Raw genomic sequence first — 22,355 nt, forward strand, 5'->3', positions numbered from 1 at the left:
TCGCTCGCTCCCGAAGCTCCTCGGGATACTTCCTCGGTGCTGCCATGACTCTCATCCTTCCGTGGAATGAGAGCCTCCATCAGACCCGGTACGGGACAGACCCTCCGGAGCGCTCCCAAGCCGCTGGCAACGTCCCGCGAAAGTCACGCCAAGGCGCGCCCCTACCCGCCCGAGCCCGGGGCGGCATCACACAGGGACGCTGCGCTGCCACCGGCATTGCCGCCAAGGGCCGGAGTCGCAACCGAGGTGAGCGCCAGGCGGCGATGTGACGCAGGTCCTGCGGCCGACGATCCGTCCGACTTTGGCTCCTCTCTGTGTCAAGACGCGGCGGCAAGTCGGGTTCTACGGTGGGTGGTGGCGGGTCCGGGAAGTGGCTTGTCCGAAGAGTTGGTGTGAGGTTGTGAGCCGACCGCGCTGGAGTCAGAGTCGTTGCCTCGTTGCCCTCCCGGGCCCGTCGCCATGTGTCGTGCAGCGTCGTTGACCATGGTCCGATACACGATGTCGGACAGTCGGCGTTTGAGCGGCCGCATCGACTCGTTCGAGGTCTTCCCTCGAGCCTTGCAGCGGTCGAAGTACGCGCGGCCCTCGGTGGGATTACGCAGCTGCACGGTAGCCATGATGTGCAGCACCCGGTTGATCTGACGGTTGCCGCCTCGGGACAAACGGTGGCGGACGTTGTCCCCCGAGGAGGCATCGATGGCTGCGGTGCCTGTCCAGGAGCCGAAGTGGTTGTTGTCCGGGAACCGGGTGATGTCACCGACCTCGACCAGCAGCCGGGCCGCGCTGGACGGGCCGATCCCGTTCAGGTCCATCAGGGTGGTGCCGGTCGCGGCGACCAGAGCGGTCAGTTCCTTGTTCGCGGCCTTCTTGCGCTGATAGATCCGCTCGAGGTCCACGACCAGTTCGGCCGCGACGCGACGCCGGGTCTTGCCCGCAGCGTCACGGGGGCGGACGGTTGCCAGCAGCGCCTTGGCCTGTGCCGCGGACAGTTCCTTCTTCGCCCCGCCCGGGATCAACTCCAGGAGCAGGTGGTGGACCTGGGACATCTTGCGGGTGTGCTCCTCGCCCAGGGATCGGCGCCGGTCGACCAGAATCCGCAGCACCGCCAGCTGCTCGTCGTTGACGACCGGGCGCAGCCCACTCATCCGGGTGCCCACCAGCGCCACCGAGTGCGCATCGGTGGCATCGGTCTTGCGGCCCTGACCGGTGGCGAACACCCGCGCCCGCGCGGACAGCTTCGGCGGGACGTCGAGGACCTGCTCGCCTTCGGCCAGTAGCCGGTTGGCCACGTGCCGGCCGATGCCTTGGCATCCCTCGGTCGCCCAGACATGCTCCGGCCACGCCTGCACGTACCGGCGCATCGCGGCAAGACCGTCACGGTCGGTCGCGAGTCGTCCTTTCCCGACGATGGATTCGCCACCGGTCATGACTTCGATCGTGACCGAGCGTTTGTGCGCGTCCATCCCTATGACCACTCGTGCTGGCGTGCCTTCCATGTTGTCCTCCGAACTCGAACCTGATGGGGTTGTCGAGCGGGGAGGGCAACGCTACTTCGAGCTAGGGCAAACCCCTCTTGAGCCACTTCCGCTCTGGCGACGTCCGGGGATGCGCAGGCCAAATGAGAGCCACACCGAGGTGAGCAGCCGAAATGAGAGCGACAACCCCGAACGCCTAGACCGAGCCTCGTCAGATCCCGGCCATGACGTCAATGAAACAAGTAGCCGATGAGCGGACGTGAGGTCGAGTCATGCCGTCGGCGCTGGTCGGGAGCAGACAGCGCCGATGTGGGGAACCGGTCACATTTCACAGCCAATTTGAAGGCATCGGCTACCTTGGCCCGCAGTCCCGGGACCGGATAGGGACGTGCACTGTGCTGCGAACCTAGCGGCCGGGTACAGCCAGGCCTTGCTCGCGCACCACCCTCAGTGAGTTCGGCGCCGTGACGCCGCAGAGCGGGCTGGTAACCCACTGCGCCGCCGCACCGCCACGGACGCCACCACGAACAGGACCAGCCCGACCACCACAACGATCAGCAAGCGCCCGGCACCCAGCGCTGTCAAGGTTCGGCTCACGGCACCGGAAGCCTCGGCGACAGCCGTGACCGGTCCGGATGCGACCGTGTTGCCGTTGTAGAGCTGTAGCTCGACCCACCCGTACCAGAGGACGTAGCCGGCCGCGACGGTCACGACCACCCCCGAGGCGCGCCCGACATGGCGGGTCCACGGGCGGGCCCGCGCCATCGCAGCCCGCCCGAGGAGTCCGACGACGACTGCCAGCACGGTCATGACCAGTCCCATTGCCAGGGCGTACGCGACCGCAGCAGACACGCCCACCACGAACGACGCCCCGGCGCCGCTGGTGAACACCGACGCCACCGCCGACAGGAACACCGGCAGCGTGCACGACAGTGACACCGTCGCGTACACCACGCCGTAGGCCACCATGCCGCGCACCGAACCATCGACCCGGGACCGGGCACGCGGCGTCCGAACGGTCACGTCGTGACCGAGGAGAAGCAGCACTCCGACGACCAGCAGCGCAGCGCCGGCGACCAACGTCGCCACGAACAGCCACGGGCCCAACGTCAGGGACAGGGCTGAGATGCCCACACCCACAGCCCCGAACACGGCCACGAAACCGACGGTCACCGACACTCCGACGACCAGGGCGCGAGCCACGACCCCGCTCCTCGAGGGCGGCTGTCCCACGAACAAGGCCAGGTATCCGGGCAGGAGGGCGAACCCGCAGGGGTTGAACGCGGCCAGCATGCCGGCCGTGACCGCCAACACGACAGCGGCAGTCACCAAGCCACCGCCGGCACCTTGGCACTCCCGGCACGGCTCACAATGTCGTCGTCGAGGACGGGTCGGGGGTGGCTCCCGTGGGCTGGCCCGGGCCAGCTGACCCACACAGGAGAGTGCCGTCAGCGGCCTTGCTGCACGTAGGTCCCGGCGGCAGGCTCACCGTGGACGTCGCAGCTCCTGCGGCGACCTCAGCCACCCGAGCGCGCAACGTCGCCTCGTCAAGGCTGCCCACCCGCAGGTCCGCTCGACCATCGGCGGTGATGAACGCAAAGGTGGGCTGGACGGTGACTCCGTACTCGCGCCAGACGGTGCCGTTGGTGTCAGCGAGATGGGTCAGAGCGGACGTGCCGGTCTGCTTGACGAAGTCGACCATGGCGCCCTTGCCCCCCCCTGACCCGCAACCCCGATGATGTCGACCTGCCCCGCGAACTCGGCGGCGACTTTGGTGACCGCTGGTGCTTCGCTGCGGCAGATGGTGCACCACGGAGCCCAGAACCAGAGGACGACCGGTCTGCCGGTCAAGGTCGCCGCATCGAACGCGGCACCGGACACCGTGTCCGGGATGGCGCCGACGTGTGCGAACGGTGACACCGCACCGGTGCTGCCGCCGCCGCCCGTGGTCGGCGTGGGAACGGAGCACCCACCCACCGCCACAAGGGTCAGCAGCAGCAACAATGCCGTCGCAACCGCCCGGCGCCGGGTCATGGCGACCATGTTGCGCGCCCTGTGGGGCTGTCCAGGCAATGCTTCGCACGAGCGCTGGTCGTCGGTGACCATGGGACCTCCCGGTGGGGCACACAGATATTGCGGCAGAAAGACCCGGCCCGAGGCTTCCAACATTGCCGGTCCCGCGTTCCAAGGATTCATTGTCCTCCTCCGCCTCCGGGTGCGCTCAACGACAGTCCTGTCAATGAGCAGGAAGGCGGCGGGCGTAGAGCCCGGCCCCGTGGTGTGGTGCTCGCGGTGGTGGTCCTACCCCATCGTCCAGGGCTGGGCCGGTCGCTGGTGTGCTGGCTTCTTCAGTCGCCTGCCTTTCGGGCCTCTGGGGGTACTAGCTGGAGGCGGCACCCAGGCTGATTCCTCAAGGGCTGGGGTAGTTGTCCGTCAAGGCGATGCGCTGTGGAAGGGCCCGACGCGAGTCGAGCCCTTCCACACGAGTGCTACATCAGCCAAGTTCGACCACCACAGGGCAATTCGAGATGCCCGGCAGTGCGCGTAGACCGTCGAGGCTCGCGTTGGCCGGTCCACCACCAGCGCTGACGAGCAGTCCGTCGGAGAACAGCTTGGCGACGTCATCATGATCGGTCAGCCGGACTCGCTGACCTGCCGTGATCGCAGCCTCGGTCCAAACGGCCGGGGTCACGTCCCAAACGGGCGAGTAGTCGTTGTCGCCCGGCACGACCTGGGTGATGTTGAGCGGGTCACCTTGGCCGGCGACGGCCGACTGCAGTCCCTGCCGCTGCGGGTTGTTCGCGCCTTGCGGGCCATTCACGATGGGGATGATGGCCGCCCGTGCCGAAGACTTCCGGTCGAAGGAAGCCAACCCCGGGGCTGCATCGAGGTTAGGAGCCCACGTCGACCCCTCGAGAGCAGCCACCAGCTCGACGGAGGCTTCCTGGTGGAGGTACTGCACGCGCTTGCCCTCGTAGAAGCCGTTCAGGGTGTCCAGCGTCACTTGGCGTCGGTCGAAGTTGATGTCCACGATGGCGTCGTGAAGGCCCGAAGCGTTGGCGACCTGCGTCGCGTTGATCACCGTACGCCCGTCTGCGGACACCAGTGGGCTGTAGTCAGCGTCGCCCACGGCACCGGCGTGCACGGTGGTGGGTGGGAAGGCCGTCGGGCCGGGCACCACGACACGCGTGGGACTGAAGTCCACCGTGCCGCTGAACGCCAGCTGCGATCCGATCCTGCGGGCCGACTGGACCGCGGCGGTGCCGAGCGCGTTCACGAGTTTCGGCGAATAGTTCACGCCCCGACGCTGCGCGTCGTCGCGGTTCGAGGACTCCGTGACGACGTACCAGACGGTTGCCCCGTCGTGCAGTCCCTGCTGCAGGGGCAGCGTCACTGTGCCCTCGGCGGTGTTCACGGCGATGGTGCTCTTCATGAACACGGGTCTGCTGCACGAACAGGTGACAGTTTTGGTTAGGCCACCTGGGCGGCGGGTGTAGTCATGATCAGCTCGTATTCGACGGGGGTCAATCGGCCGAGTGTGGCTTGCCGTCGGCGGCGGTGATAGGTCCTCTCGATCCAGGTCACGATCGCGATCCGAAGTTCGGTGCGGGTGGCCCAGCGGCGCCGGTTGAGGACGTTCTTTTGCAGCAGGCTGAAGAAGGACTCCATGGCCGCGTTGTCACCGGCGGCGCCGACGCGGCCCATGGATCCGACCATGGTGTGGCGGTTGAGTGTGCGGACGAGTTTCCGGCTTCGAAACTGACCAGGTTCAACCAGTCGATGCAACACCGGCTTGTTGGAGCAACAGTAGGTGCTCATTGAACGCCTCGGCTGGCGTTCTCCAGCCGAGGGTCTTACGAGGCCTGGTGTTCAGTGCCTGAGCGACCGCCTGGATTTCCTCGGCGGACCAGCGCGCGAGGTCGGTGCCTTTGGGGAAGTACTAGCGTAGCAAGCCGTTGGTGTTCTCGTTCGTGCCGCGCTGCCACGGCGACTGGGGATCGGCGAAGAAGACCGGGATTCCGGTCTCGACGGTGAACTTGGCGTGAGCGGACATCTCCTTGCCGCGGTCCCACGTCAGCGACCGGGCCAGCTGTGTCGGCAAGGTCTTCATCGTGTTTGCCAGCGCGTTCTTCATCGTGATCGCCCCGTAGCCAGCCAGCGCCGGCCCGTTCTTCGGGGTCTGTTTGTGCCGGTAGCCCTCCTCACGCGGCAGGTGGACCAGCATCGTGAACCTGGTCGTGCGGTCGACCACGGTGCCGATCGCGGAGCGCTCCAGCCCGATCAGCAGGTCGCCTTCCCAGTGCCCCGGAATGGCGCGGTCCTCTGCTTCGCAGGGCCGCTCGCTGATCAGAGTCTCGGCAGTGACATGTGCCCAGGTCTTGCGCCGCGATCGTTCCCGCGGGGCCCGCAACGCGCGACCGGTCCGCAGGCACCAGACCAGCTCACGTTTGAGCGCCCCACGGCCCTGGATGTACAGCGACTGATAGATCGCCTCGTGGCTGATGCGCATGGATTCATCTTCGGGGAAGTCGACCTTGAGCCGATGGCTGATCTGCTCCGGGCTCCACGCCAACGACCACGGGCGGTCCTTGCGATGCGGCTTGTTCCGGCCGGTGAACCGCGGTGGTGTCGGACCCAGGAATGGGGTGCCGTCCGGCAGGCTGATCTGCCCCGCCAGCCGCTGCTGGACGTATATCTTCAATCGCGGGTTGGTGACCAGCTTCGCCGCCTTCGGGCGTTTGGCGGTCATGTCGGCCTTCCATTGCGCGACGGACGCCTGGTACTCGAGCTTCCCACCACGGGTGGCGGCGTTGCGCCGCAGCTCGCGTGACACCGTGCCCGGGTCACGGCCGATCTCTCGCGCGATCTCGCGCACGCCCCTGTCCTGGGCCCTGAGCAGCGCGATCTCCTCCCGTTCAGCGAAGGATAGGTACCGGCCCGTGGGCGTGAACTTCAGGTCGAACGGCGGCATGCCGCCAGCGTGATGGAACCAGCGCGCACCGACCGCCTGTGCCACGCCGATCACCCCGGCAGCCTCCTCAGGCAGCAACCCTTCGGCGATCTGCTCCCAGAACGCCACTTGGACATGACGCTGGAACCTCGGCGCACCCGGCGACCGCAGCTTTGGTCGAATCGCCCGATCCGCTGCCTGTTGACGACGAGCCACTCAACACCTCCATGACGGGGTGTTGCGACGACCAGTTGAATCCGCCCTGCGATCCGCGATCGGTGTGCAGGATGCAACCGGCCACGTCGGCGCCTTCGGCCCGGCGCCTGGCGACGGCGTTGTCGAGTGCGGCGACGGCTAGGCGTGACTTCATTCGTGAGTCCATCGAGTACCCAATGATGCGGTTGGAGTAGACGTCCTTGACCGCGCATAGGTACAGCTTCCCCTCACCGGTCCAGTGCTCGGTGATGTCGGCCAGCCACAACTGGTTCGGGCGGTGGGCGGTGAACTCGTGCCGGGTCCGCCCCTTGTCGTCGGTGACCGCCAGGAGGTCGTCGTGGACCGGTGGACCGGCCTTTTTGCCGTTGCGCCCACGCTTCTTGCCGAACGCGGACCACCAGCCCAGCTGCGAACAGAGCCGCCACGCGGTCCGCTCCGCCATGACCTGGCCGGCGTCGCGGGCTTCGTCGACCAGGAAACGGTAGCCGAACTCAGGGTCGTCACGGTGGGCGTCGAACAGGGCGTTGGCGCGGTAGGCCGCAACCAGTTCGGCGGTCGTGACCGGGTTCACCAGCCAGCGGTAGTAGGGCTGGCGAGCGATCTTCAGTACCCGGCACGTCACCGTGACGGGAATCCCGTCGACGGCTAGCTCGCGGACGAGCGGGTACATCATTTTCCCGGCAGGTCCGCCTGGGACAGGTACGCCGCAGCGCGGCGCAGGACCTCGTTCTCTTGCTCGAGCAGCTTGATCCGCTTGGTGGCCTCACGCAACGCCTCGGATTCATCGCCCCGCCGGCTCGAACCGGACGAGACCGATGAGCTGCGCTCGTCGATCGTCAGCCACCGCTTCAGACACGACGCCGAGATGCCGAAGTCTTTCGCGACCTGGGCCATCGATGCGTCCGAGTCGCGGTAGACCCGGATCACGTCCTGACGGAACTCCTTGGGAAACGCCTTGGGCATGGTGCACATCCTTCCAGCGCCGACACGAATCGACGCAGACTGTTCGTGCAGCAGACCCATGGGCGAGCCGCCGCGGACGAGTCGGCCGTCGTAGAGAAGCGGCGTCTGGCGGCCCCGGACCTACCTCACGAGGTGGGCGAAGGCGACGATGTTGTCGACGTAGTGCCCGGTCGCTTGGTCGAAGGCACCGCCGCAGGTGATGAGGCGCAGCTCGGCGCGGCCCCCGGTGTCGCCGTACACGGTCGACGTCGGGAAGTCGGCCTTGGAGTAGCGCGCCACCCGGTCGACGAGGAAGCGCGCGGTCGACCCGTCCTCGCGGCCCACGGACAGGGTCGCGCCCTTCTTCAACGAGCCCAACCGGTAGAAGACGGCGGGACCGGCCTTGCTGTCGACGTGGGCGCCGATGACTGCCGGCCCGAACTCGCCGGGCGTCGGGCCGTTGGCGTACCAGCCCGCCCGGTCGAAGTCGGTTGGCGCCTCGAGCCTGCCGTTCTTGTCCAGGCCCAGGTCGACGATGCCCCTGGTGCGCACCCCGATGGACGGGATGGTCAGCGAGGTCGGTGCGCTGGGCTCCAGGATGGGCCCGAAGTCGGAGCTGCTCTGCGGCGTGGCCGGCGCCTGCGACTTCGTGGCCGCCTCCGACGACGTCGGCGTCTGCGTGCTCGTCGGCGGCTGCGTGCTGGGCGCCGAGGTGGTCGCCTCGGCCTGTGACGCGTCCGGTTGCGGAGGCGCGTCGCTGCCCGTCAAGGACTTGGCGACCAGCACCCCTCCGACGACGAGGAGCACGACGGTGACCGCCGCGGCAATGCTGCCGCGGCGGTCACCGAACTCCGAGGATGCGGACATCAGACGCGGTTGCGAGCCTTGCGAGCGGTGAAGGCACCGGAGCCGACGGCGGCGATGAGCAGGCCGCCACCGAGCAGGAGCATGCCCTCGTTGTTCGGGGTGGAGGTGCCACCGGCGCCGGTGTCCATGCCGCCGGCGGGCGCGGCGTTGAGGACGCCACAGATGGCCGGGTCGGTCGCCTCGGTCGGCAGCTTCGGGTCGAGGTCGCTCTTGGTGGCCCCGTCGTACTTGCCATTGCCGTTGTGGTCCACACCGTGGACGACCACGACAGCCTGGCCATCGGTGACCGCCTGGGCCAGCTCGGAGGAGACAGTGATGCTGCCACGCTCATAGCTGAACTTGCCGCCGGGGGCGGTGTCGAAACGGTCGACGGCCAGGCCACTCTTGGGCGAGGTGTCGCCGGTCTTGGTCAGCGACACGACGACCGGGCCGTAGGCCGGACCACCCTCGGTGGTCGTCAAGGTGCCGTCACCACTCTTGTCGTCAGAGGCCTTTGGGCACTCGTGGCGAGCGTCGGCGCCGAAGTGGATGTGGGCAGCGTGGGGGCTGTCCTTCAGCAGGCCGGTAGCGGCCATGGTGACGTCGATCTTCGTCCCCTTCACGGTCACCATTGCGGTGCCGCTGGCGTCGACGCCGTTCAGCGCCACGGGACGCAGGGTTGCCATGGTGCTGCCGTCAGCAGCCTGGGCGATGCCTGCACCGAGGAAGGGAAGGAGCGCCGCAGACCCGAGGGCAACGGTGGCAATCTTGGTGGTAGTACGCATTCAGGTGACTCCTTTGTCGGGCAACCAGCGGCTGCCGTGGGCTGAGCATTGGGTTTGGGCGCTTCGGAGCCATTCAACGAAGTGGATGGGTCCCGAACTCTGACTGGAACTTCGCACCGGAAACGACCTTTTGGCACAGGCATTCAGCCGGCCGGTCGCACCTGCACGCTAGTGACGTCGTAGACGCCGAGGAACTTGACGAAGGCCAATGCCTGCGGGAGGGCGCCGGTGGCGTCGGCGGTGAACGAGAGCAACGGGATCAGGTCGTCAGCGTGCCGGGCGGACGCGGTGTAGGTGGTGTTCGGGGTCAGACCACTGCCCTGGAGCTGGACCATGTCGAGACCCGCGACTGCGCGGACGGTCACGGCGACCTTGCCCGGCCCGGCGACGGCGGCGTCAGCGTTGCGGACAGGCTGGTCGAGACCCTGCCGGGTGAGGTGCTGGGTGCCCGGGCCCGAGGGGACGGCGCCGGCGACGTAGACCAGGGCCTGGCCCTCCTGACCGACCCGCAGGGTATCGGTTCGCTTGCGGGTGGCGGTGTCGATGATGTCGACGCTGTCGGAGTGCTCGTTGACGACGTACACGGTGGAGTTGTCGGGGCTGGGCCAGATGCCGTGCGGTTCCACGCCGCTGGAAGGCACCGCACCGACCAAGGTGGGTGCAGCGCCGGTGTGTCGGCGGTAGATCTTGGTGGTGTTCTCAGCACCCACGGTGAGGTAGACGAATCCCGCGCGCGGGGTGGTCACGAACGCCGGGTGGTTTGTATCCGGGCCGGTCTTTAGGACGCTGGTGATTCGACCGGCCTGCAGGTCGATCACGGTGACCTTGCCGACCTTCTTGTGTGCGGCCCAGAGCTCGGTGCCGTCGGGTGAGAGCGCCATGTCGGAGGAGAACACGTCGGCGAGGCCGCTGATGCGCCGCACCACCTTGCGGGAGGACACCTTGACCACGTCGATGGTGGCGGAGCGGAGGTGGTTGACGTAGGCGTACCGGCCGTCGGGGCTGAACAGCACCTTCGACGGTCCGTCGCCGGTGGCGACGTGCCCGACGATGCCACCGTGACGGGCGTCGACGATGTCGACGCGGGCGAGCGCCCGGTCGGCCACCCAGACGGTCTTGCCGTCGGGAGCGAAGAAGCCCTCGTGCGAGGCCCTGCCGACATACGTTTTGGACATCACCGTGTTGTCGACCGTCCGCACCACGGTGACGGTGTTGGTCGTCACCGACACGACGTTGAGATACCTGCCGTCGCGGGAGAACCCGAGGCCGTGGACATCGACGTCTTTGAGGTACTGGGGTCCGAGATCGCCGCCCAGGCGCTGGTCCCCGAACGGGATCGTGCCCAGAACTTTGCGGGTGCTGGGGTCGATCACGGTGACGGTGTTGGAGGTCTGGTCGGCGGTATAAACCCGATCGGCCCGGCCGATCGGCGGAGCACCCGGCAGCGCGGGAGCTTGGATGGGATCCGCAGGGTGAGAGGCGCTGGCCTGGGTCGGTCCGGCGCCCAGCGCAACGGCGGTCCCGCCGGCAGCCAGGGCCAGCACCGTACCGGCCGCCAGCAGGCGGCGCCGGGAAGAAAGGTGAACGAGTTGCATCAGGCTCCTTGTAGTGACGTGGCGACCCTCTTGCGTTGTCGTCGGGCCGCGCGGTTGGACACACTGGTGGTTCGGGGATTCGGCTCCCCAGCCCACGTCGGAGGTGCGAAAGATCGGCCTTCCTCTTCTTGCGTACGCGCGTAACTGCCGAACGGTTCACCGGTGGCGCCCGGACACCCTGCCTGAACCGTTCAACTCAACGAGGCGTACGCATGCTGGCTGTCGGCTGCCGGCCTGCCCGAATCCAGCGGAGAACAGGGGCCGGGTCATTGGGCAGGGACGCGCAGCAGGTGTCCGTGGAATACTCCGCGTCCGGTGCGGACCGCAACTGTCGCCCAGGCGACCAGCAACCCTACGTAGAAGACGACGGCGGCGACCACGAGGAAGCGCGCGCCGGTGGCAGCAGCCAGTCCCGACGTACCGGTGACGACGGTGCCCACGGGGAAGGTGAAGGACCACCAGGTCAGCGAGAACGGCATCCCGTGCCGAGCGGTGCGCACGGTGATCGCGGTCGCAAGGGTGAGCCAGAGCATCGCGAACCCCCACATGGGTGCCCCGTAGACCAGACCCATCGCCTCGAGGGCGGAGCCGTAGGGCGCTGGGAGGACGCTCGTGGCGGTGGCACCAAGGGTGTGCGCGGCGGTGACCGACTGGCCCAGCGGACCGAGCACGATCCACAGCGTGGGAACCGCCGCGGCGGGCCCGACCTTGTGATGCACCAGCCGGCTCCAGATCATCGTGATCACGATGAGGCTCGCAACGATCGTCAATCCGAACATCATGGTGCAGGCCAGTTGCATGGACAGCTGCCACTGACCGGCGGGTAGGTGGGGAAGCAGCAACGGGCCGGTGGCGGCGCTGACCATGGGTGGCACGATCGGCATGAGCCAGCCGCCGAAGGCGGCGTCCTGCTTCACGTCGTGGGTGGTGAAGGCCTTGTACGGCACCGCCGCCGCGGTCCAGAGGCCCAGCAGGGTGCCTGCGGTCCAGAGCACGAAGTCGATGCCGACGGCGGTGCCTTGGCCCACCAGCGGCTGACCGACCAGCAGGGCACCTGCTCCCACGGTCATCAACGCCATCGCCGGGGCGCCGTAGAAGTGGGACATCACCGGGTTGGCGAGGTGTCCGCGGGCAGTGCTCGTGTGTCGCGTCCAGTGGATCAGCGTCGCAACAGCGATAACTGCCAATAAGACCCCGTCCAGCACCCACACGGTCCGCGCGAACAGCAGCAGTCCTGGCACCTTGACGGGCAAGGTTGCGGCAGCATTCGCGACGATGCCGGTGCCCATCACGCAGGCGAACCAGTTAGGGCCAATGAACCCGAACGCGGGCTGCCCTTCGAGAGCTGTCAGGAAGGAACGATTGCCCTCAGCGTGCTGGTCGACATTGCCGGTTGCGGCTTGAAGAGTGTTCACGTATCCAGTCTGCGAGCAGGCCACAGTCGTCAGTAGTCCCCAGCCGACTGTGGATGCACAACCTTGGCTTGTGGGTGCTGTAGGGTGGGTGTGTGCCCTCACCTCATGTGCCAGAACTCGACGGGCTGAGGCTGCTGGTGGGAATCGCCCAGCATGCCAGCATCGGCGGCACTGCTCGAGCCAACGGCATCAGCCAGCAAGCAGCCTCAGAACGCCTGCGTGCGATGGAAGCTCAGACCGGCCTGACCCTGGTGCATCGGGGTGCCCGCGGATCGAAGCTCACCCCTGCCGGTGTGGTGGTGGCCGAGTGGGCTGCCCGGCTGATCGAGGTCGCGGACGAGATCGACACCGCGATCGAGGGGCTCCGTGGCGATCGCAGTCGCGAGCTCTCAGTCTGGGCCAGCATGACCATCGCCGAAAGCCTCATCCCCCGCTGGCTGGTCCTCCTCCGTCAGCGTCAGCAGGGCGAGGGACACCTGCCGACGGCGGTGAGCCTGAACGCCTCCAACAGCTCGCATGTAGTCGAAGCGGTTCGTGACGGAACCGCGCATTTGGGTTTCGTCGAGGGCGTCGAGGCACCCAGGGGAGTGCGCTGTGCTTCGATCGGACACGACGAGCTCGTCCTGGTGGCCGCGGCTGGCACGCCGATCAGCCGGCGACGCACCCCCCTGTCTCCGGCGGAGGTCGCAGAGCTGCCGCTGACCAGCCGCGAACGTGGCTCTGGGACCCGCGAGGTCCTGGAGGTGGCCCTTGGTCAGCAAGGGTTGACGATGGGCGACGCGGTTGTCGAGCTGACCACGGCGACTTCCATCCGCGAGGCGGTCCTTGCTGGCAGCTCGCCGGCCTTCCTCAGTCATCGCTTTGTCTCACGTGATCTGGACTCCGGCCATCTCGTGGTGGTGCCGACTGAAAATCTCGACCTCAAGCGCGTCTTCCGCGCCGTGTGGGTAGGCACCAGGCAGCCACCCGCTGGGCCGGGCCGCGAACTGGTCTCGATCGCCCGCGCAGCCGAGCAACGACTAGGGCATCAGAGAACCGGCGCAAAGTAGGGGTGAACCGCTCATCAGGAAAAGGCGTACACCTCTTTGTGAGCAGCGATGGTCCGACCGAGTCGTGGCGACCCCGCACGCGCCGGTCCAAGGTGGGAAAGGCAGGGACGCCCGCCAGCGAGGAGGAGTTGCTGGCGGAGCTGTACCGGCTGCATGGGCGGGTGTTGTTCGCATTCGTGCTGCGGCTGGTCGATGACCGGGCGAAGGCCGAGGATCTCGTCCAGGAGACGATGCTGCGGGCCTGGCGGAACCTGGATCTGATCGACCCGCGACGAGGGGACCCACGGTCCTACCTGTTCACCGTGGCCAAGAACGTGGTCATCGACATCTGGCGCGCCGAGCAGCGCCGCCCGCGACTGGTCACCGACGAGGAAGTTCTTGCGGCGCAACCGGTCGAAGACAGGCTCGATGCCCAGGTCGACGCCTGGATGGTTGACCAGGCACTGGAACGACTCTCGAGCGAGCACCGGGCCGTGGTCGACCACCTCTACTACGGCGGCTCGACAGTCACCGAGACCGCCCAACTGCTTGGCATCCCGGCCGGCACCGTGAAGTCGCGTGCCTACTACGCGGTCCGTGTGCTGCGTGCCGCATTCGAAGAGATGGGAATGACACGATGAGCTCCGAACACGACCGGGTGCGTGAACTGCTGGGACCCTACGTGCTGGGTGGACTCGATGCGGCCGACCGAGCCCTGCTCGACGGCCACCTCAGCACTTGCCCCACCTGTCGCAACGAGGTCGCCGCCTACGCAGGCCTGCCATCGCTACTGCGGCTCGGGCACGGACCCAACTCGAGCACTACAGCCGAACTGGACGACGGTGCGCTGACCCGCGCCGTTGGGGCCCTCCGGCAGGGACGTCGCCGCCGACGACGCCGCTCGCTGCTCGGTTCCGCGGCCGCTGCGGTACTGGTGCTCGGCCTCGGCGCCACGACAGCGGGACTGGTTGCCGGGCACAGGGACACCCCCCAGACCAACCCTGCAGCCCTGCATCTTGTCGCTGTCCAAGGCAGCCCAGCGCGCGGCCAGACCAGCCTCTCCGCTCGACCGTGGGGCACCTCGATCGATCTCGACCTGTCCGCGTTGCCCAAGGACCAACGGTTCATCGTGTGGGTGATCGCCACCGACGGCACCCGCGAACAAGCGGCGACCTGGGCTTCCACACCCGACGGCATCGCCCACGTCACCGGAGCCAGCGCCCTGGCCCGCACCGACGTCGCGGCCGTGCGCGTCGCCACCACCGACGGAACGCTGCTGCTGTCGACCGACATCTGAGGTCGCCGCTGAACCGTTGTCCAGGTTCCGGCGTACGCCTCAATGACATCCCAACTGGAAGGACAGCCATGAAGACCAAGACCCAAGCCCTGGCCGCCATCGCAGTCGCCACCGCACTCGCGGCGACCTATGCCACCACCACCCTGACCAGTGCGAGCGCCGACTCGAACTCCGGATCAGACAAGCCGGTCCACGTCGAGGTGTTCGCCCCCTCGGAAGGCGACAACGCTGGCATCAGTGGAGCCGGATGGTTCGTCGACCTCGACGTCGACTTCGACGGCAGCACCCTGGCCCAGACCGGCTTCACCGGCCTCCAGCTGACCGGCCCCGCCGCGCACAACAACATCGCTCCCTTCCCCGGCACCTTCTCCACCGGCCGCGACGATCGGATGCCCGGCTTGGTCGTGCTGACCTCCACCACCAACAACACCCTGCCCGGCTTCTCCGGCCCCGGCACCAACCTGGCCAACCTGTTCAACCTCACCGGCGTCACCAACCGCGACAGCCAAGGCACCGAACTCTGGGACACCTGGATCGTTGGCGCCCCGATCGCCGGGAAGAACGTCGACACCACCCTGACCGTCGCCGTCATCGCCGACCTCAACCACAACGGCATCTACGACGACGCACCCAACGTCATCACCGACCAGAACGGCGACCGACGCATCGACCGCCGCGACCTCAAGGCCATCGGGGTCGCCTCCAACATCGAGACCGTCACCTTCCACCTCAACGGAGACCCCGCCTGATCGCAATCGGCGAGCCCGAACGCTCCAGCAGCAGACATCCCCCTCGACACGCATCGCCCCCATGCGCGCGCCAGCATGGTGGCTACGCCTCATAGGGGTCCTTGGGCAGGTACAACCTCAGCCGTCGGGGTCGCCGCCCCCGACCAATGACGACATCACCAGGAACCAGGCCCACACCTTGGCCCGTGGGGCGCTGGCCGGGCTCCCTCGCCATCGCCATCGTTCGCTGGCATCCACCACCTATGTCAGCCGGACCCCGACAGCGGAACATGAACGGTCTACACACAGCAGGAAGGCGGACGAAGGACACGTGGCCCTGCCCATGCTCGCCCACGCCGCCCCAAGGTCCGGGGTCGCGCGTCGGGCTCACGCTCAGATCGAGCACCGATCGGGGGCGTGGTGACCACAAGACCGCGGTCAGCACCCTTCGCCTCGCCGCCGCCGCCGCCGGCGTCGCGATCGTGGGCTGGGGCTGATCGCGTGCACCACGACCCAGGGGAGCACCCTGAGCCTGCGGGCAAACGGGCCCACGTCCGGGACCATCCGGTCGGCCCGCTGAACGAGCTGGTCGAGCAGTGGCGGCTCGATGGTGCGAACGGGACCAGGTTCGTGCCCTGGTTCGACCCGGCCGGTGCGGGCACCAAGGCCCAGGTCCTGCTCCTGATGGAGTCACCAGGGCCCCAGACGGTCGCGGTGGGCGATCTGGGTTTCAGTTCGCTTGACAACGAGGATCCCACCACCCAGAAGGTCCGTCGGGCGATGACCCTTTCCCGGCTCGACCCGGCACACTGCCTGCGCTGGAACGTCATCCCCTGGGCACTGCTCGGACCGGACGGTCGACGCCGCAGCCCCCGCGTCGACGACCTGGAAGACGCCCGCCCGGCCCTGACCACGCTGGTCAGCGGACTGCCCTTTCTGAAGGTGGTGGTGACTTTCGGCGGAGCGGCTCTGGAGGGTTGGATGCGCTACCTCACGCTCACCGATACCCCGGTCCTCGTGCCCACCCTGGCCGTTCCCCATCCCTCACCAGCCAACGGACATCGGCGCCACGAGGCGTTCCTGCGCACCACCTTCGCGCTGGACCGAGCCGCAGATCTCTGCCGGTGAACCGCCGAGCCACGGTCAGCAACCCATGCCGTTGCCCTCTTGAAAGAACCGCTGAAGCCGTGGGGATCTAGTCTCGTGGGCATGCTCCAAATCATGGCGCGTACAGCACTGGCACTTTCCGTCGTCATGGCTCTCACCAGTAGCGGAGAACCTTCAGAGACGAGCATCCCCGCCTCGGGCGGCGACACCTCAGGTAAGGCGATCGCCATTGAAGGCTCCTCCGCGCTGCAATGGGGCGACGGAGCCTACGGAGTCGTACTCGCGCACGGCGCTGCCTTCGATGCTGCCAGCTGGGAGAAGCAGGCCGTCGCGATAGCCCACCAGGGAGCGACCGTGATCGCGGTCGAGAACATCGACCCCGATGCGATCCGCGACGCCGTAGAGAAACTGCAGGGCGAGGGAGTCGCTGATGTCGCTCTCATCGGGGCCAGCGCGGGCGCCGATGCCATTCTCGATCTCTCGAGCCGGGACCGGCGCCTGGCCGATCAGTTGATCCTTTTGTCGCCCAACGCAACCGTAGACGGGCTCGGGGACCAACCCAAGCTCTTCGTGGCGAGCAAGGACGAGCCCCTGGCCCACGTCTCGACAGAGCTGGCCGAGTCTGCGCCAGGTGACGACAACGTGGTGAAGATCCTTGCGGGCTCGGCCCACGCGCAGAACATCTTCGCAACGAATCTGGCCGGTCCGGTACTCGACGCGATGCTGGAACGTCTGAAGCGCTTTGCCCCTCGCTGAGACCGCGCTCATCGGGAGGTCGACCACACCGCAGGCGGTCTGAATCGGCGGCGCGCCAACGTCATACCCAGATTCGTTGAATCGCTGTGCCCCGGCTCCCGCGTATCCGCAGGGACCGCTGAGGCCGATGAGCTGCTGACCGCGGTGTCATCGTCATGGACCTCGGCGTAGGGGACCCGGGAGTGGTCGTTGATGACGGTGTTCACGAACGCGTGGCCCCGCTTGGGGTTGTGATGCTTCTTCCTGTCGGCGGCGGTGCGCCGCTGTCGGCAACGCTTGACGTGGGGCCGCGAAATCTCGCGAGCGAACGGACCGCCACCGACAACGCGGTGCGTCGCCACGCCAGAGCGGTGCGCTCGGGCTGCAGGCCTCTGTGGCGCGAGCCACCTGAGATGACCCCTTCCCGGCATGGGAAGTGACAGGCAGAGCTTCGGACGTCCAAGCGCGTCAGCGGACCCCTTGGCACTGGCGAGATGGGTGAAAACGTGCCCGTTGGCCACAGGTCAGTCAAGCAGTCAGTCAAGCATTGGGTGGTTTCGGCCCAAGGACGTCGTCACGGGCGGCTTCAAGCGAGATGGCCCCCGACCAGCGCTTCCGCTGGCCAGGGGCCATCTCGTGTTCTTGTGGAGCTGAGGGGATTCGAACCCCTGACCCCTTCCATGCCATGCACCTTCAGCACGTCCACCGGTGTCCCGGCACGTCCACCCGAGCACGACCGTTCCCCCAACGTCCCTCGAAATGCGCCAAAACACGCCGCCGTTGTCAAGCAGCTAGTCAAGCATCCGTCGGACCCCCGTGCCCCCGATTACGCGCGACCTCGCAGCGCGGACGTCGCGGCCCCGAGACGACCGCGCGCAGCCTCCGCCCGCGGAGGCGCAAGTGGGAACAACGCAAACGGGTCAGGCGACCGGTTTCTCGCGACTTGATTTGAGGATGCTCAATGTCCATCTGGTGCGCAAGCGGTATACGTCGCCGGGCCTAAGCACTGAGGAGGGAAAGATTGGGGTCTGCTGCACCACTAGGTGACTCGATCGGTGGAGGCACGTGACCGGCTGGCGGCGGAAAGACGCTGCTAAATCGGTGGGTCTCCCACGCCTGACCCTGACATCCTGCTGCGATGAGCAGGCAGACAGTGACCCTTTGGCGACCGACGGGCCCAAAGGAGCTCGCACTGGTCGAGGCCACCGGATGGCATGCGTGGCCGCCACGGTTGCCAGACCAGCCGATCTTCTACCCGGTGCTGAACGAGGACTACGCCACACGAATCGCTCGTGACTGGAATGTGAAGGCGAGCGGGGTCGGCTATGTGACGCGATTTGAGGTCGAGAAGGATTACCTGGACCGGTACGACGTTCAGCAGGCTGGAGGCCAGACCATCCTCGAGTACTGGATCCCGGCCGATGACCTTGGCGAGTTCAACAACCACATCGTGGGGCTGATCGAGGTTGTTGCGGAGTTCCACTGACGCGGCGAAAAGACCGTCCTTTCGGTCACGCACTGCGTACGCCGTTTCCTCCGGAAACGATCCGGCAGGATGGCCTCGTGGCATGGGTGGGTGAACAGATACTCGATTCAGGAACTCGACAGGCATATGCCCTCGTCGAGGCCGCGGCCGACTGGTCTCCGTGGTCCCCGTTCCTGACGGGGCAGACCTCTGCGCCGCGGCTGCCCGGCGTGTACCTCTTCCGCGAGCCTGGATCCCAGGTGATTCGCTACGCAGGCATGGCAGGAGAGCGCGCCGGAAGCGGACGCCCCATGGGACTACACGGTCGGCTTTCTGTCTACCGAACTGGTAAGGGCGCCGTGAGCGGCTTCGGTGAGGCCGCACTTGATCGGGCACTCGCCGATCCGCATTGGATCGGGGTCCAGCTTGACCGCCTCGAAAATGAGGGACCAAGGCGGGCCAAGGAATGGGCGGCGGACGCTATCTTGCGGCTCTCTCCTGAGGTCAGCTGGACCATCGTCACCGATGGCCCCAGCGCAAAAGTCCTCGAAGGCGAGCTTGTCCCACTCCTGCGACCACACGGACTCTGGAACCGGTGACTTCGCGGCGGAAGGCAGCAGGTCTCGGCGAACTCCAGCGTGGGCTGTGCGCACGGGCCAGCACGGACGGGCGCCAGCCCCGCGCCTCTCCCCTTCCCCATGCGAAGGTTCACTGCGGCCGATGGCTGCGCGAATGGTGCCCCCTTGGCCACGTCTCCCCATGAAAGGGGATCGAAGTAAGGGGTATTGATGCGTGTCGGACTGCCTACACGGAGACAGCCGCGTCGCGGAGTGACGAGCGGTACCGCAGCGTTGGGCGCGCGGCTTCCGTCCTGGCTGGGCCACGCATCCCTTTTCGCCGGCCAGTCGGGTCTGGACGAGTACCTTCATCACGTCTGGGATCAGATAGAGGCTCGAGCCTCGATCGGCTCCGCGTGGTCCAGCTGGCCAGTCCTAGTACTGCTTGTAGCCTCGGCTGCGTGCTTGTTGGCCGTGGCGGCCCGGCAAGGCACGCGCATCCCTCGAAGGCCAGGGATGGCAGCGCGCCGCCAGGTGCAAGGCAGTGCCGGCCAACGTCGCCTGCATCAAAGAGCAGCCGCCCTACGACCGTCCATGACTCGAACCGCGACGTCTCAGGACCTCGGTTACCACCTCGGGGAGTCCTGCGGAGTTGCCTGCTTCTGCTCGGTCGAGGACTCCGTGGTGGTCCTGGGTCCTCCGCGTGCGGGCAAGGGGCTGCATCTGGCCATTCCCATGATCCTCGACTCCCCGGGCGCCGTGCTCACGACGAGCACTCGGCCGGACAACCTCACGGCAACGCTGCGGCGGCGAGCGGCATGGGGACCGGTCGCGGTGTTTGACCCACAGGGACTCGCACCCGGCATACCGTCCGCCACTCGCTGGTCCCCCATCCGGGGCTGCGAGGACCCGCACACGGCCATGGTGCGCGCGAAGGCGCTGACGAGCGGCACTGCCGCTGGCACCACCGACTCCAACTTCTGGCAGGCCTCGGCCGAGCAGGCTGTGCGATGCCTGCTCCACGCCGCCGCCCTGGGCGGCTACTCATGCTCGGAGCTGTTCCGGTGGTCACTGTCCGCCGTCCATGCCCGCGAAGCCGTCCAGATCCTCAACGGCCACCCCGATGCCGCCGCGGGGTGGTATCAGGGACTCGACGCGATCATCAGCGCAGACCCGCGCCAGCGAGACTCGGTCTGGGCCATGGTCACCATCGTCTTCTCCGCGTTGGCCGACCCCCGCGTCATGGATGCCCTCTCCCCCTCCCCTGACGAGGTCTTCGACCCTGGCGATTTCCTCCGCAGCGACGGCACGGTCTACCTGCTGGGCACCTCGACTGGCAGTGCAGCCACGGCAGGGCTGGTCGGTGCATTCGTCGAAGACGTCGTCGAAGCCGGTCGCCGCATCGCTGCGCGCTCCCCCGCCGCCCGGCTCGACCCTCCCCTGACGCTGGTACTGGATGAGGCTGCCAACTATCCGTTGCCGTCCCTGCCCGCCCTGATGTCCGATGGAGGAGGCACAGGGATATCCACCGTCGTGGTGCTGCAGTCGCTTGCCCAAGCGCGCGCGGTCTGGGGTGAGCACGCCGCCTCCGCGATCTGGGACGCCGCCATCGTCAAGGTGATCCTCGGTGGGGGCTCGAACGCACGGGACCTTGAGGACCTCTCCAAGCTCCTCGGTCAACGCGAGGAGAGGCAGACCTCCACCAGCCGTGGTGCCGACGGACGACGGACCCACTCCACCACGACGACACGGGTCCCCATCCTCGAACCCGCCCAGCTGCGCACCCTGCCGTTCGGCAAGGCGGTCATGCTTCTTCGCGCCGCCCAACCCATCGACCTCGCCCTGACCCCATGGACGAGCCGCAGGGATGCCAAACAGCTCGTCGCCGACCGCCGACTCCTGGAGGAGGCGATCCATCGTGCGAACGCGTCCGACGAATAGGCGTCGCCGCGTCGACCAGATCGCCCGCAGGGCGGCCTACGACGCCTACCTCACCTCCGGCGGATGGCGGGCGCGACGGCACGCTTGGTATGCCGCCTGGCTGACCTCACATGGAACCCCACCCCAGTGCCTGGTCTGCGACCGGGTCTGGTGCCCCCGCAGTGGGCACTTGCATCACCTCACCTACATCCGTATCGGGCGTGAGGACGATGACGACCTCGTACCATTGTGCGCCCGAGACCACAGGCAGCTGCACCGCGTTCTCGAGCGCAGCGCGGGCTGGCGGCACCTGAGCAGACGGCAGGCGAGCCTGGGGATCATTGCGCTCCTTCGACGTCGCGGCGCCAGCCAGCGGGACGCTTCGTGAGCGGTCAACCAGCTCTCGCCTTCGGCGACGACGAACATGCGGTGACCTTTGGTCAGCTGACCGGACCTCTGCACCTGCCGTCGCTGTCAGGTGTCGTCCGTGAGCGGGTGAAGGCGGAGCTACGCGCGTGGGTTGCCGAGCTGGTGCGACGCTTCTGCGTCGACGCCCGGGCGATCCCGCCCTGCTGGGAGGAGCACGGCGGCATGGTCGAGGCCTTGCTTGCCCTGAAAGACCATGAGCGGGCCTGTTTCGCGCAATCTGCGGCACCGACCGCGGCCGTCGACTGGCTGCGCGCTCTGCAGGACGTGACGCATCTCCTAAGGGAACTCAACGCGGTGACCCAGTGCACCATGCGAGAGCACCGGGACCCGCCACAGCGACCCGCGCTCTGATCGCCGGTTGGGCTGCCACTTCATAGTGCCCCCACGCCGCCGTTGTCCAGAGGGAGCGCGGGAAGGGCCCGCGCGGGGAAGGCCGTCATGAGCGCCACCTCGGAAGGGACAGACCAGAACCGCGCTGTCGAACAACTGATCGCACTGTCCCGCAACGCACATGAGGGCGTTGACCTGGACGACCCCGCGGACTACTGGTACCGCCTCGGGCAGCGCAACGCCTACGCCCACGCTGTCGGGCTCACCCTCAGCAACGGCGTCGACGATGTCGCCTTCACCGTCGCTGACCGGATCACCGGTGCGCTCAGTGACGGCGTCCACGAACTGAGCGCACTGACGATGGCGGCTTCCGGTCGCGCGCCCGGCGACCCCATCCCCAATTCACTGACCTGGACCGGGCCGCAAGCGTTCAAGGCTGCATACGGACATCTGCCTGGCATCGACCGCGACTACGGCATGCGTTGGGGTGAACGCCGCGAACAGCGGATCTCGCTGCGCCGCACCGCCGCCGCC

General features: G+C 67.4%; 19 protein-coding genes and 3 pseudogenes. 10 read left to right on the forward strand and 12 right to left on the reverse strand.

The genetic code is table 11. The annotated features are described in order from the left end of the window. Positions 1-317: 317 nt before the first annotated feature. The 11 genes and pseudogenes from ASC58_RS04680 to ASC58_RS04735 all read right to left on the reverse strand — a co-directional run bounded on the left by ASC58_RS04680 (position 318) and on the right by ASC58_RS04735 (position 12,162). Positions 318-1,496, reverse strand: coding sequence for an IS110 family transposase (locus ASC58_RS04680; RefSeq protein WP_157581275.1), 1,179 nt, complete (start codon positions 1,494-1,496; stop codon positions 318-320). Positions 1,497-1,922: 426 nt separating this feature from the next. Then, positions 1,923-2,804 carry a cytochrome c biogenesis CcdA family protein gene (locus ASC58_RS04685; RefSeq protein ID WP_157598362.1) on the reverse strand — a complete coding sequence of 294 codons (882 nt, stop codon included), beginning with the start codon at positions 2,802-2,804 and terminating at the stop codon, positions 1,923-1,925. Positions 2,805-3,137: 333 nt separating this feature from the next. Beyond that, on the reverse strand, positions 3,138-3,581 hold the full coding sequence (locus ASC58_RS20460) for a thioredoxin domain-containing protein (protein WP_162246818.1): 444 nt from the start codon (positions 3,579-3,581) through the stop codon (positions 3,138-3,140). Between the two features lie 388 nt (positions 3,582-3,969). Then, complete coding sequence (locus tag ASC58_RS04695) at positions 3,970-4,908, reverse strand: hypothetical protein (RefSeq protein WP_157581279.1); 939 nt, start codon at positions 4,906-4,908, stop codon at positions 3,970-3,972. A gap of 38 nt (positions 4,909-4,946) precedes the next feature. Further along, positions 4,947-5,237: pseudogene (locus tag ASC58_RS04700) on the reverse strand (integrase core domain-containing protein); the annotation flags it as partial. A 7-nt stretch (positions 5,238-5,244) separates the two neighbouring features. Further along, a pseudogene (locus ASC58_RS04705) lies at positions 5,245-6,447 on the reverse strand (IS30 family transposase). A 241-nt stretch (positions 6,448-6,688) separates the two neighbouring features. Then, positions 6,689-7,605, reverse strand: a pseudogene (locus ASC58_RS21530) (IS3 family transposase); the annotation flags it as partial. 120 nt (positions 7,606-7,725) lie between these two features. Continuing rightward, a complete protein-coding gene (locus ASC58_RS04720) occupies positions 7,726-8,451 on the reverse strand; it encodes a class F sortase (protein WP_056918544.1) in 726 nt (241 codons plus the stop codon). After that, positions 8,451-9,215, reverse strand: coding sequence for a CHRD domain-containing protein (locus tag ASC58_RS04725; protein WP_056914734.1), 765 nt, complete (start codon positions 9,213-9,215; stop codon positions 8,451-8,453). Before ASC58_RS04725 ends, ASC58_RS04720 begins: the two co-directional genes overlap by 1 nt. Positions 9,216-9,358: 143 nt before the next feature. Next, complete coding sequence (locus tag ASC58_RS04730; protein ID WP_082552966.1) at positions 9,359-10,810, reverse strand: YncE family protein; 1,452 nt, start codon at positions 10,808-10,810, stop codon at positions 9,359-9,361. Between the two features lie 266 nt (positions 10,811-11,076). Further along, positions 11,077-12,162, reverse strand: a complete 1,086-nt coding sequence (locus ASC58_RS04735) for a TDT family transporter (protein ID WP_082552969.1) — start codon at positions 12,160-12,162, stop codon at positions 11,077-11,079. A 155-nt stretch (positions 12,163-12,317) separates the two neighbouring features. On the opposite strand from ASC58_RS04735, the gene ASC58_RS04740 reads away from it, so the two are divergent. The 6 genes from ASC58_RS04740 to ASC58_RS21335 all read left to right on the forward strand — a co-directional run bounded on the left by ASC58_RS04740 (position 12,318) and on the right by ASC58_RS21335 (position 17,141). Next, entirely contained in the window at positions 12,318-13,274 is a 957-nt protein-coding gene (locus ASC58_RS04740) for a LysR family transcriptional regulator (protein WP_056914737.1), read from the forward strand. Positions 13,275-13,312: 38 nt separating this feature from the next. Beyond that, entirely contained in the window at positions 13,313-13,894 is a 582-nt protein-coding gene (locus tag ASC58_RS04745) for a sigma-70 family RNA polymerase sigma factor (RefSeq protein WP_200947737.1), read from the forward strand. After that, positions 13,891-14,550, forward strand: coding sequence for an anti-sigma factor (locus tag ASC58_RS04750; RefSeq protein WP_056914738.1), 660 nt, complete (start codon positions 13,891-13,893; stop codon positions 14,548-14,550). Before ASC58_RS04745 ends, ASC58_RS04750 begins: the two co-directional genes overlap by 4 nt. Positions 14,551-14,618: 68 nt before the next feature. After that, positions 14,619-15,299, forward strand: a complete 681-nt coding sequence (locus ASC58_RS04755) for a hypothetical protein (RefSeq protein WP_056914739.1) — start codon at positions 14,619-14,621, stop codon at positions 15,297-15,299. A gap of 609 nt (positions 15,300-15,908) precedes the next feature. Beyond that, on the forward strand, positions 15,909-16,406 hold the full coding sequence (locus tag ASC58_RS04760) for a uracil-DNA glycosylase (protein WP_157598365.1): 498 nt from the start codon (positions 15,909-15,911) through the stop codon (positions 16,404-16,406). Positions 16,407-16,487: 81 nt separating this feature from the next. Then, positions 16,488-17,141 carry an alpha/beta hydrolase gene (locus ASC58_RS21335; protein ID WP_200947738.1) on the forward strand — a complete coding sequence of 218 codons (654 nt, stop codon included), beginning with the start codon at positions 16,488-16,490 and terminating at the stop codon, positions 17,139-17,141. Positions 17,142-17,343: 202 nt separating this feature from the next. Here ASC58_RS21335 and ASC58_RS21920 read toward each other — a convergent pair whose 3' ends face one another. Beyond that, positions 17,344-17,607 (reverse strand): DUF202 domain-containing protein, encoded by a 264-nt coding sequence (locus tag ASC58_RS21920; RefSeq protein WP_369796206.1) that lies wholly within the window; start codon positions 17,605-17,607, stop codon positions 17,344-17,346. A gap of 651 nt (positions 17,608-18,258) precedes the next feature. On the opposite strand from ASC58_RS21920, the gene ASC58_RS04770 reads away from it, so the two are divergent. From ASC58_RS04770 to ASC58_RS04790, 4 genes are all read left to right on the forward strand, one after another. Next, the gene (locus ASC58_RS04770) at positions 18,259-18,606 is read left to right on the forward strand and encodes a hypothetical protein (RefSeq protein ID WP_056914741.1); all 348 of its coding nucleotides are present in this window, start codon (positions 18,259-18,261) and stop codon (positions 18,604-18,606) included. Between the two features lie 1,130 nt (positions 18,607-19,736). After that, on the forward strand, positions 19,737-21,083 hold the full coding sequence (locus tag ASC58_RS20475) for a type IV secretory system conjugative DNA transfer family protein (protein ID WP_235529106.1): 1,347 nt from the start codon (positions 19,737-19,739) through the stop codon (positions 21,081-21,083). Between the two features lie 363 nt (positions 21,084-21,446). Continuing rightward, on the forward strand, positions 21,447-21,842 hold the full coding sequence (locus ASC58_RS04785; protein WP_056918546.1) for a hypothetical protein: 396 nt from the start codon (positions 21,447-21,449) through the stop codon (positions 21,840-21,842). An 87-nt stretch (positions 21,843-21,929) separates the two neighbouring features. Continuing rightward, the coding region (locus ASC58_RS04790) for a hypothetical protein (protein ID WP_056918547.1) at positions 21,930-22,355 on the forward strand (426 nt) is incomplete at its 3' end.

Origin of the sequence: Phycicoccus sp. Root101, from assembly GCF_001426245.1 — a bacterium.
Taxonomy (GTDB): domain Bacteria; phylum Actinomycetota; class Actinomycetes; order Actinomycetales; family Dermatophilaceae; genus Pedococcus.

What these genes read in the sequence shown, in the direction of transcription:
- ASC58_RS04680 (WP_157581275.1), bottom strand. Translation starts at nt 1,496, where the DNA reads ATGGAAGGCACGCCAGCACGAGTGGTCATAGGGATGGACGCGCACAAA.
- ASC58_RS20460 (WP_162246818.1), bottom strand. Translation starts at nt 3,581, where the DNA reads ATGGTCACCGACGACCAGCGCTCGTGCGAAGCATTGCCTGGACAGCCC.
- ASC58_RS04695 (WP_157581279.1), bottom strand. Translation starts at nt 4,908, where the DNA reads ATGAAGAGCACCATCGCCGTGAACACCGCCGAGGGCACAGTGACGCTG.
- ASC58_RS04720 (WP_056918544.1), bottom strand. Translation starts at nt 8,451, where the DNA reads ATGTCCGCATCCTCGGAGTTCGGTGACCGCCGCGGCAGCATTGCCGCG.
- ASC58_RS04725 (WP_056914734.1), bottom strand. Translation starts at nt 9,215, where the DNA reads ATGCGTACTACCACCAAGATTGCCACCGTTGCCCTCGGGTCTGCGGCG.
- ASC58_RS04730 (WP_082552966.1), bottom strand. Translation starts at nt 10,810, where the DNA reads ATGCAACTCGTTCACCTTTCTTCCCGGCGCCGCCTGCTGGCGGCCGGT.
- ASC58_RS04750 (WP_056914738.1), top strand. Translation starts at nt 13,891, where the DNA reads ATGAGCTCCGAACACGACCGGGTGCGTGAACTGCTGGGACCCTACGTG.
- ASC58_RS04755 (WP_056914739.1), top strand. Translation starts at nt 14,619, where the DNA reads ATGAAGACCAAGACCCAAGCCCTGGCCGCCATCGCAGTCGCCACCGCA.
- ASC58_RS21335 (WP_200947738.1), top strand. Translation starts at nt 16,488, where the DNA reads ATGCTCCAAATCATGGCGCGTACAGCACTGGCACTTTCCGTCGTCATG.
- ASC58_RS04770 (WP_056914741.1), top strand. Translation starts at nt 18,259, where the DNA reads ATGAGCAGGCAGACAGTGACCCTTTGGCGACCGACGGGCCCAAAGGAG.
- ASC58_RS20475 (WP_235529106.1), top strand. Translation starts at nt 19,737, where the DNA reads ATGACTCGAACCGCGACGTCTCAGGACCTCGGTTACCACCTCGGGGAG.